The 9,066-nt window shown below is 59.3% G+C and carries 4 protein-coding genes, 1 tRNA gene and 7 pseudogenes; 9 read left to right on the top strand and 3 right to left on the bottom strand.

Annotated elements, in window-relative coordinates; all coding sequences use genetic code 11:
- The first annotated feature begins 176 nt into the window (after positions 1 to 176).
- The 4 genes and pseudogenes from AC0C6X_RS29940 (at position 177) to AC0C6X_RS29925 (ending at position 2,746) form a co-directional block, all read left to right on the top strand.
- Positions 177 to 253 (top strand) — tRNA-Met (locus AC0C6X_RS29940).
- Positions 254 to 331: 78 nt separating this feature from the next.
- Positions 332 to 425, top strand: a pseudogene (locus tag AC0C6X_RS29935) (transposase); the annotation flags it as partial.
- Positions 426 to 726: 301 nt separating this feature from the next.
- A complete protein-coding gene (locus AC0C6X_RS29930; protein WP_312032924.1) occupies positions 727 to 1,086 on the top strand; it encodes an ArdC family protein in 360 nt (119 codons plus the stop codon).
- A 103-nt stretch (positions 1,087 to 1,189) separates the two neighbouring features.
- Positions 1,190 to 2,746, top strand: coding sequence for a Fic family protein (locus AC0C6X_RS29925; RefSeq protein WP_472956650.1), 1,557 nt, complete (start codon positions 1,190 to 1,192; stop codon positions 2,744 to 2,746).
- Between the two features lie 52 nt (positions 2,747 to 2,798).
- Here AC0C6X_RS29925 and AC0C6X_RS29920 read toward each other — a convergent pair whose 3' ends face one another.
- Positions 2,799 to 2,951, bottom strand: a complete 153-nt coding sequence (locus AC0C6X_RS29920) for a hypothetical protein (RefSeq protein ID WP_173514872.1) — start codon at positions 2,949 to 2,951, stop codon at positions 2,799 to 2,801.
- A gap of 20 nt (positions 2,952 to 2,971) precedes the next feature.
- Here AC0C6X_RS29920 and AC0C6X_RS29915 point away from each other — a divergent pair.
- Together AC0C6X_RS29915 and AC0C6X_RS29910 are read left to right on the top strand one after the other, a co-directional pair.
- A pseudogene (locus tag AC0C6X_RS29915) lies at positions 2,972 to 3,258 on the top strand (HEPN domain-containing protein); the annotation flags it as partial.
- Between the two features lie 661 nt (positions 3,259 to 3,919).
- Entirely contained in the window at positions 3,920 to 5,173 is a 1,254-nt protein-coding gene (locus tag AC0C6X_RS29910) for an ATP-binding protein (RefSeq protein ID WP_472956648.1), read from the top strand.
- Positions 5,174 to 5,208: 35 nt separating this feature from the next.
- On the opposite strand, the pseudogene AC0C6X_RS29905 reads toward AC0C6X_RS29910, so the two are convergent.
- Positions 5,209 to 5,634: pseudogene (locus AC0C6X_RS29905) on the bottom strand (IS110 family transposase); the annotation flags it as partial.
- A gap of 109 nt (positions 5,635 to 5,743) precedes the next feature.
- Here AC0C6X_RS29905 and AC0C6X_RS29900 point away from each other — a divergent pair.
- The 3 pseudogenes from AC0C6X_RS29900 to tnpC form a co-directional block, all read left to right on the top strand.
- Positions 5,744 to 6,860, top strand: a pseudogene (locus AC0C6X_RS29900) (IS110 family RNA-guided transposase).
- Positions 6,861 to 7,366: 506 nt separating this feature from the next.
- A pseudogene (locus AC0C6X_RS29895) lies at positions 7,367 to 7,585 on the top strand (transposase); the annotation flags it as partial.
- Between the two features lie 129 nt (positions 7,586 to 7,714).
- Positions 7,715 to 8,572: pseudogene (tnpC, locus tag AC0C6X_RS29890) on the top strand (IS66 family transposase); the annotation flags it as partial.
- Positions 8,573 to 8,884: 312 nt separating this feature from the next.
- On the opposite strand, the pseudogene AC0C6X_RS29885 reads toward tnpC, so the two are convergent.
- Positions 8,885 to 9,066, bottom strand: a pseudogene (locus AC0C6X_RS29885) (iron-containing redox enzyme family protein); the annotation flags it as partial.

The following is a 9,066-nucleotide window of genomic DNA, read 5'->3' as shown; positions in this document are numbered from 1 at the left end:
GACACAAGCCTCGGCCCAGCCGAAACAACGGGCCGCCAACAAGCGGCCTTTTTGTTTGGCTAGACTGAAATTCCCCTTACGCGAGACAAATTGCTGAAGCAATTTGCTCGGCACAGACCGCAAATCCCAAAGGGATTTGCGTTACCGTGATAAATCCCTTCGGGATTTACACTTGGCGCGGGGTGGAGCAGCCCGGTAGCTCGTCAGGCTCATAACCTGAAGGCCGCAGGTTCAAATCCTGCCCCCGCAACCAAAATCTTACAACGAATAAGCCCCTGACCTCAGGGGCTTTTTTCGTTTCCGGCAGAGCCCATTTTTCTTCCGGTGACCTTTGGTGCCGCGGCAGAACTCACCGGGTGGCAAGGACCGCCTCGGAAGGATCAGCAAACAGGGCGATTCTCCGCCGGCTTCTCGTCGTCGGGGCACATGCAGGTCCTCCGCTTCAGCCGCAAGGCAGAAGCTGCGCCGACAGTCTGGGATCCGATCTGCGGACTTCAACAGGGCCAGCGGCATGAACGCGCCGCAACTAAAGGCCGTATTCATGCCTGCACCCGACCAGCCCGTCAGCAGCGCCAAAAAACGCCCCTTGCCACGCGGAGGCCAAGTCCTTGTTCGAAACGATATCTCAATATCTCGCGGACACGCCGCATCTCCTGTCTCTCCGCAGGCATCCCGTTCCTTCGGCGTCACAGTCGAAGGAAGAAACTTGACACCAGCAGAACACCCATGCCAGACGCCGTCCGAAGGGGGCGGCATCATCTTGGAATCAGGGGGCGGATTGCCTCGGAATTTGCAGCCTCGCTGGAAAAGGGCATCAAGCCCTGGACGCAGCCCTGGAATTCAAGCCACGCCGCAGGCCCGGTGTCGCGCCCGCTCCGCTTTAACGGCGAGACCTATTCCGGGATCAATGTCTTGACCCTTTGGGCATCCGCGATGGAGCGCAGCTTGCCAACAACAGCCAAAGCCCAGATTAACGTTCCCAATCTTGCGAGGCGGTTCGTCGAACATCTGATCGAAATAGGCGTGGCAAATTGCCAGTCTTGTGTATGGCGTCCCGGAACGTTCGCGGCATATTTTGTAAAATAAGCTAAAATCCATTCGACAGAATAGGCTAAAAACTGTATAGCTTAATAAGCTAAAGAGCGTCTTGCACGAAAAGCTAACTTCTATAGGAGAAGACGGCCCGCTCATGGCAAGCCCGCAGCAAAAACTTGCGGAATCGCTGGAGGTGCTCAAGGCGCTTCAGGATCGCGGCGCGGTCGCAATCCGCGCCGCCGACCTCACCCGCACACACCGCGAACGCCTGCTCAAGAACGGCTTTCTGCAAGAGGTCATGAAAGGCTGGTACATTCCGGGCAGGCCCGACGAGGCAGGGGAGACGACCGCCTGGTACGCTTCGTTCTGGGATTTTTGCGCGGCTTATCTGCGCGAGCGTTTTGGCAGCGAGTGGAGCCTCTCGCCCGAGCAATCGCTCTCCTTTCATGCCGGCAACCGCGCCGTGCCGGCGCAGCTTCTCGTGCGCTCGCCAAAGGCGAGGAACCGGGCGACCTCGCTCGCGCATAACAATTCAGTTTTCGATGTCAGGGCGAGCCTGCCGGAAGGCGGCGCGCGCGAAGAGCGCGACGGGCTGATCCTGTTCTCGCTGCCGGCCGCCCTTGTTGCTTGCTCGCCAACGGTATTCAGGCAAAATCCGATCGATGCGCGAACCGCGCTTGCGATGGTCACCGATGCCTCCGGCGTGCTGGAGATATTGCTGCGCGGGGACCACAGCGTGATCGCCGGACGGCTCGCGGGCGCGTTTCGCAATGTGGGGCGCGAGCGCATTGCCGATGATATTCTCAGGACGATGAAGGCGGCCGGTTACACGGTCAGGGAGCAGGACCCCTTCGATGAGCGCATCGATCTTGCGCTGCCCCGCCGGGAAACTTCTCCCTATGCCGGCCGCATCCGGCTGATGTGGGGCCTGATGCGCGGAGCGGTAATCGAGGAGTTTCCGCGCGCGCCAGGCCGCCCCAATGACATCGATAGCTATCTCGCGCGCGTCGATGAGACATATACCACCGATGCCTACCACTCCCTCTCGATAGAGGGCTACCGGGTCAGCGTCGATCTGATCGAGCGTGTGCGCGGCGGGGCCTGGAACCCCGATGGCGATGCCGGCGACCGCGAACTCAGCAACGCCCTGGCGGCGCGCGGCTACTGGCAGGCCTTTCAGGCGGTCAAGCAAAGCGTTCGCGCCGTCCTCGTAAATGAGAACCCCGGCGCGGTCGCCGACCGCGACCATGGCGAATGGTACAGGCAGATGTTTGCGCCAAGCGTGAGCGCGGGCCTCATTCCAGCTGCGAGCCTTGCCGGATACCGCGACGGCCAGGTCTATATCCGCAGCTCGATGCATGTGCCGCTCGCGCCCCATGCGGTGCGCGATGCCATGCCGGTGTTCTTCGAGATGCTGGAGCAGGAGGAGGATGCTGCAGTCCGCGTGGCGCTAGGACATTTCATCTTCGTTTATATCCACCCTTACATGGACGGGAACGGCCGCATGGGGCGCTTCCTGATGAATGTCATGCTGGCGGCGAGCGGGTATCCGTGGACAGTGATCCCGGTGCAGCGGCGAGATGCCTATACGGCGGCGCTGGAACAGGCGAGCGTGCAGCAGAATATCGCTCCGTTTGCGCGTTTTCTCGGGGGACTGGTTCGGGATTCGATGGAGGGCAGGAACGTGGCGAGGGCGCCGGAAGGGCGCTAAGGCGCTTCGCGATTGCGCTCGCTGCCCACGAACAACAAGCCGGGGATGATGATCATTCCCGGTGATCTCCCGAGGCGATATCGTCGGCGGATTCTAACTCGATATATTCAGTGCCGACGCGCTCAAGCCTTGCCTCGTCGCCGTCGAGATTCCAGCGTCGGTCGGCGTAAAACTCCATGGCCTTGCGCGTTTCGACAACCAGCACATCACCTTCAAACGAGTCTCCTTACGAACTACAGCCCGCCGTTGCACAACCTCAAATTCCTGCGTGGTCTAGCCGACGACCAGGACCGACGTCTCATCGAAGTGTGGCCGCGTGACCAGCACCGCTTACCGCCTGGTACAACATTCTCAACGAAGCCTATGTGAAGGCGCGCTATTCAAAGCACTTCGAGATTTCCGGGGAAGCGCTCGGCTGGCTTCTCGAGCGGGCGGAGCATCTGCACAGCCTCGTCGAGACCATCTGCCAGGAACGACTAGCGGAATTGGAGCGGGCGGCGAGCACCACCTGAGCCCTCGTCGTGGTCGCGGATTGATGGTCGGGCCGGTGTTTCGACCACGTCTATACCATCATGCGATGAAGTCGCAGAGCCGGCCAACGTTGGTCGTATTCCATCCCTTCCCGATTGCTTCTTCAAGCGGTCCTCGAAAATCACGCCACAGGCCCGCGAAATTCCCCAACGTTGTAATAGGCAACGCCAGCCATGATGGGACGAGTTCAAACCCTACCCCGAGCGCAGGGAAGGAGTGTTCTGAAAATGGGTACCAGCGATCCGATAGCCGATGGAGGCGTGGGGGGCGCTGCCGTCATCGAGGAGCTGGGACGGCAAAGGCGACAAACCTGAACCGGTCGCGAAAGAGAGACCATAGCCGCGGTGTGTTCTACGACGAGGTCACCTGGCGTGTATGATATACTGTGATGGATCGGCGATCACGAAGATAATGGCCGATCAGGAGCAACTGCAGCGGTCGATCCATAATTCATCTCATTGGCGCTGCCGACTTACTCGTCGATGTTGGCGCGTGCAGGTAAAGGCGCCGCGCGGCATTTAGCAGTTTTATGCTGAGCGTGATTTCATACCGCGTCGGCCAACCTCGCGGCTTACGTGAAGAACTTCAAATTGGCCGCTGTCAGGCTTTGAATCAGACGGGAGTTGAATTAAGAATGGTCGGATGAAGGCCGACCCAATGGCAAAATCCTATATCTATCGAAAAGCACGACCAGTTGTGGAAACCGCGCTCGCCGACACGCGCGTCGTGCTCATATCAGGCCCGCGTCAAGCCGGGAAGACAACGCTTGCACGTCAGTTCGCGGATGCCAGTCGCCCCTACATAACGCTGGACGACGCTGGTACACTGAGCGCCGCGAGGTCCGATCCAACCGGGTTCATTCGCGGGATCGACCGTGCCGTTATCGACGAGGTTCAACGTGCTCCTGATCTGATGCTCGCCATCAAAGAGAGTGTGGATCGTTACGAAGAGCCCGGCCGTTTCCTGCTGACTGGATCCGCTAACCTTGCAACGGTGCCAGCCATTGCCGATTCCCTCGCCGGACGAATGGCAGTCGTTTCACTACTTCCATTTGCACAATCCGAAATCCACTCGACCCCTGGGCAGATGCTTGATGGTCTGTTTGCTGGCGATGAGCCGACGATCGGGGAAGGGGCCGTGTTCGGTGAAGAATTGATGAATGTCGTGCTGAAGGGGGGGTATCCTGAGGTTCTACGCCGATCGGCACCCGCCCGTCGGACGGCATGGCTTGAGGACTACGTTTCTCTTATTCTTGATCGTGACGTGCGGGATATCGCCAACATAGACCAGCTCGATCGCCTGCCGAGATTGCTCGATGTTCTCGCCGAGCATTCCGGACAACTGGTAAACAACAGCAGCTTCGGCGCGGCGCTCGGATTGTCTAGCGTCACGGCCCAGAAATATGTGGCGCTCCTTGAGCGCCTCTTTCTGGTGCGCACGATCGCGCCCTGGTCGAACAACCGCCTTAGCCGGCTCGTGAAGACCCCAAAGCTCCACTTCATCGATACCGGTCTCCTCGCAAGTTTGCGCGATGACGATCTCGAAACGCTGCGACGCGACAGAACCAGGTTTGGCGCGCTTTTGGAAAGCTTTGTGGTTTCCGAGCTTCTGAAACTCGCATCCTGGTCGGAGCGTCGCCTATCCTTCTCGCATTACCGGACCAAGGATCAAGATGAGGTGGACGTCGTGATCGAGGACCGTCGCGGCCGGATCATCGGAATTGAAGTGAAGGCGTCAGCGACGGTCAAATCGGACGACTTCAAAGGTTTGAGGCAACTACAGGAAGCCGTCGGGGATCGCTTTATCCGTGGCCTGGTGCTTCACGATCATGATCGTGTAACCCCGTTCGGAGAGAAGCTGCACGCCGTTCCGCTATCGATTCTCTGGTCGATGTAAGAACAACATAATCGTCGGGCGCCATGCCGTGGGAGCGCAACCCCGGTTCGGCAGAAACGGGCCAGCGTTCGATTCCGTTCATCCGGCGTAAGCAACATGATCATTGAGCAAGCACGCGGCTCGCCGCGGTTCCAGGCCATCAAGGCGCGTATCAATGTTTCGCCATCGATGCGTCCGTCTTTGCGCGGCGATGACGGCGCAGCATGGCGATGGATGCCGCCTCGACAATATGGCCCTCGATCCAGGTTTCCTTGCTGAGCACTCGCCCCAGCCAGAAGCCATCGAGTCCAGCTTCCTGGATCACTACCAGCGGGTAGAGCCTCTCTTTACGCCGCTGGACCTTCTGGCGCAGCGACGCAAAACACGAGAACAAGCCGGCGATGTCGCCTCCGGCAACAGTATAACGAGACATCTTTTCGCTCCCCGGCGAAAAGCGCCGTCACGAGCCACATCGATTCCGCTCAGACCGTATGTTCTCGGGGTGAAGGCGGCTCACCCTCGCCGTAAGCTGAGATCGGGGGTTGCTTCGGAGTGGCCGAAGCCGAGCCCCAAGCTTAGCGCGGATGAACCATGGATCAGCATAGCAGACGTTTCGTCGGTCTGGACGTCGCGAAACTGAAGATTTCTGTAGCAGTCGCAGATGGCGAGCGGGGTGGTGAGGTAAGATTTTTTGGGGACATACCCTCAGATCCGGCGTCGGTGGCGAATGTCGTGCAAAAGCTGGCCAAGCGAGGAGCTAAGCTCCACTTCTGCTACGAGGCAGGGCCTACAGGTTACGAACTCTACCGCCAGCTCACCGAGATGGGCCATGATTGTGTGGTGGTGGCACCGGCACTAATTCCCAAGCGTCCCGGAGATCGAGTGAAGACAAACCGGCGCGATGCGGTCAGCTTGGCGCGGTTACATCGTGCGGGTGAGCTGACAGCGGTTTGGGTGCCTGACCGCGGGCACGAGGCTATGCGCGATCTCGTGCGGGCCCGAGAAGCAGCACAGGAGGCTCAAAAGCGGGCGCGTCAGCAGCTTCAGTCGTTCCTCCTTCGACATGGCCGCGTCTATTCGGGCCGCTCATCCTGGTCGCTGGCGCATATGCGGTGGATATCGACTCTGAAGTTCGAGCATCCGGCGCACTTCATCGTGCTCAAGGAATACTGCCAGGCGATCGAGGATGCCGAGGTGCGGTTGAAGCCTCTGACCGATCTGATATCGGAGACTGTCAAATCCTGGACGATGGCTCCTGTTGTTGAAGCCTATCAGGCGCTGCGGGGCGTGTCGTTGATTGCCGCCGTCGTCTTTGTTGCCGAAATTGGCGACATCCGCCGCTTCGAAAACCCCCGCCAGCTGATGGCCTTTCTTGGCCTCGTTCCGTCAGAGAGCTCGACAGGTGAACATATCAAACGTGGTGGCATCACTAAGGCCGGGAACTCTCGGGCCCGTCGCCTGCTGGTTGAAGGCGCATGGGCTTACCGCTTCCCTGCGCGGGTAAGTCGATCCAAGCAAGCGCAGTTGGAAGGCCGTCGAGAAGCGTTCGCGAAATAGCCTGGAAAGATCAGCTCCGCCTCTGCTCACGCTATCGAAAAATGACCCTCGCGGGCAAGCAAAGGCCGTCGCGATCACCGCGATCGCGCGAGAAATGGCGGCATTCCTCTGGGCTATTGGCCAGGAAGTGCAACCAGTTCATCAAGCTTAGCCAAGCGCCCCGCATAGAGCGCGCATTAGAAGGAGGGCAAACATCGATCATCTGCTGATGCCCAATGTTGGAGGCAGGGCCCTGGTCGGGGAATCTTCGATGGAATTGAGTGGCCGACGACGTCGATGCCCGTGCTCAGAGAGAAGCAGCCCCAGGCGTACACATCGAAATGCGGTATTCAACCCGCGTATAAGAGTTTGCAAACCGTCGTCTTGACGCCCTGTCTCCTACATTGCGCATTAGCTACACCCTAAAGGACCAGCCATTGTTGGCGGGGCGAACAGTCGTGGTTACGCCACTTGCAAATGAACATAAGAATTCCAACGAAACGAAAATTGTTGGGGTGGACGACCCCCGAACGGCATCGAAATGTGCCAGCATGAGGTCGCTACAGATCTCAAACAAAGGACTATGCGCCGCCTCCATCCCATTGATTTTGCGTGTTTGTGACCATTGTGGTTTCTGCCTTTCTGCCAAAAGTGTTCGACGATAGCTGGAGATTTGGCATGACGGATGGCGGTGATGGATTTGTCGGGCGATGCGAAGTTGTGGAGCCTCGTCGTGGAAACCGACAATGGCCCGATGCTGTGAAGGCGCGGATTGTTGCGGAAAGCCTTCAGCCAGGAGCTCGGGTCGTTGATGTTGCGCGTCTTTATGATCTCGCTGCGCATCAGCTTTCGGACTGGCGACGGCAGGCGCGTCAGGGTCTTCTGACGCTGCCGGCTGAACTGATGACGGCCGTGCCGGCCGTTGCGGACGGGCCTATCGAACCCGCCTTTGTGCCACTTGCGATTATGACGGAGCCGAAGACGGCTACCGATGCATTGCCGATCCCGGATCCGGTCGCGGCCGCTTACATGGCCATGATCCTGAAACAGGGTAGCTCACGACTGGATGTCGACGAGACCACGGCCCCGGTGCTGGATCCCGGGCGCGACAAGACAAAGACTGGCTATCTCTGGGCTATTCTGCGCGACGACTGCGGCTGGAACGGGCCTGCGCCGCCGGGCGTGGTGTTCCATTATCGGTCGGGGCGTAACGGCGAACATGCCGCAGAATTCCTCGGCTTCAACGGTACGATCCAGGTGGATGCCTATGGCGGCTACTCGCACCTGGCCACGCCAAAACGCACGGGCGGCGATCCATTGGGCTGGTCGCATGGCCGCAGAAAACTGATCAAGGCCAAGCCTAAGAAGGGGTCGCCCATCGTCGACGAGGCGCTGTTGCGCATCGCCGCCCTCTACAAGATCGAGGACAGCATCCGCGGTTGTTATCCCGATCATCGCCGGGCTGTCCGCCAGAACCTGTCCCGTCCGCTGGTGGACGAGTTCTTTACCTGGTTGGCAGCTCAGGCCGCGCGCGTCTCGCGCAAGTCCGACCTCGGCGAAGCCATGGCCTACATGCTCAAACGCCAGGATGGCTTTGGTCTGTTCCTGGACGACGGCCGCGCCGACATTGACACCAATCTGGTCGAAAACGCGATCAGAAGCCCGGCCATGAACCGCCGCAATGCGCTCTTTGCCGGTCATGATGAGGGCGGCCGCAATTGGGCCCGGTTTGCCAGTCTGATCGGCACATGCAAGATGAACGGCGTTGAACCCTACGCCTACCTGCGCGATCTCTTCATCAGGCTCGCCAACAGCCACCTCGCCAAAGACATCGACGCCCTCATGCCCTGGGCCTATGCGCAACGGACCAGCGCCTCACAATGAGCTCGTCCGGGACTCCCCGACGAGCTCACAGGACCTTCCGCGAGCGATCGACATCACCGTTGCAACCGCAAAATCAATGGGGCGGAGACGCCGCATGCGTATAAAGTCGCAATGGGGTCGTTGATCGGCATCATCCAGCCACTATAGCTTGTAGCCGATCTTTCGCAGCGGGTCCTTCCGCCACGGCGTCAGTTTCGACACCCAGCGGTGAGGCGCCATCCACCACAAGGAAACATGCGGTAGTGGGTTGGTGCTGACTTTATCGACAGGGATGTCTCTGACGGGGTATCAAACCGACGGCAAATGGCGGAGTCAGTCGGATGTCGATCCGCTAAAAAGGTAGAGTGGACGCAGAACTCGCACGCTTGCCGCGAGTGCATCGCAGCTATGGAGAACGCTCAAACCAACCATTTCCAAGTGTTCCTGATCCAGCGGCAGCGCATCAAACGTCTGGTCGATCTCAGCGCTATGGGTTGGATCGAGGTCCCCATGAA

The sequence above is a fragment of the Ensifer sp. VA4 genome, from assembly GCF_055710065.1.
This window is presented reverse-complemented; position numbering and strand designations above follow the sequence as displayed.